General features: G+C 66.8%; 1 pseudogene. It reads left to right on the top strand.

Annotated features, from left to right (window positions below):
• Positions 1–27: 27 nt before the first annotated feature.
• Positions 28–1,030, top strand: a pseudogene (locus AZE13_RS35290) (IS5 family transposase).
• The last annotated feature ends 22 nt before the right edge of the window (positions 1,031–1,052 follow it).

Here is a 1,052-nt window from a genome sequence, read left to right as displayed (position 1 = left end):
GAGGCGTGTGCTGGTAGATCTTCTCGTGTGACGCGAGCGCAACTGACGGATGAAGAGTGGGAGTTCGTCGGGCCGTATCTGCCGATCGGCGAGTACGGCCCGTATCCCGAGCGGCTGCGACAGCAGTTCGAAGGCGTGATCTGGCGGTTCAAGACGGGCGGGCAGTGGCGGGAGATGCCGACGGAGTTCGGCGCCTGGTCGACCGTCCACAACCGTTTCCGGCAGTGGCGGGACGCAGGCGTCTTCGAGGCCCTGTTGGAGGGGCTGACCGCGGAAGCGGCACAGCGCGGTGAGGTGGATCTGTCCCTGGTCAGCATCGACTCCACCACCATGCGCGCTCACCACGACGCTGCCGGGATGCGCCTGGGTGAGGACGTCATCGACGCCCTGGAGAAGGCCACTGCCAAGGAGGAGAAGGCCGGGTCAAAGGGGGCAGCTCCGCAGAACAAACGGGCGGGCGCCCGAGGCCGGTCCCGCGCAAGAAGAACGAAGACGGATCCGGCGTCGACGAAAGCTGAGACTGAAGGCTGCTCTCCTCGGACGGTCCAGAGGTGGGCAGACCAGCAAGGTCCACCTTGCTGCTGACCGCAGGTGCCGCCCACTGGCGGTCATCCTGACCGCTGGCCAGGCCGCGGACAGCCCGCAGTTCATCCCCGTGCTGAGGAAGGTCCGGGTCCGCGGGCCCGTCGGCCGCCCCCGCACCCGCCCGGACGCGGTGGCCGGGGATAAGGCCTACTCATCCCGCGGTAACCGCGCCCACCTGCGCAGACGCCGTATCCAGGCGGTCATCCCAGAGAAGAAGGACCAGGCCGCCAACCGGAAGAAGAGAGGCTCCAGGGGCGGTCGGCCCGTCAGCCACGACGCTGACCTCTACAAGGAGCGGAATACCGTCGAGCGCCTGATCAACAAACTGAAGGCCTGGCGAGGCATCGCCACCCGATACGACAAGACCCCGGACAGCTACCTCGCCGGCCTCCACCTGCGTGCCTCGATGATCTGGATCAGAGACCTCACCCGGACCACTCATTGATCACGACTCGATACACGCCCTA

It is taken from the genome of Streptomyces sp. NBRC 110611 (genome assembly GCF_001590865.1).
Classification (GTDB): domain Bacteria; phylum Actinomycetota; class Actinomycetes; order Streptomycetales; family Streptomycetaceae; genus Streptomyces.
This window is presented reverse-complemented; position numbering and strand designations above follow the sequence as displayed.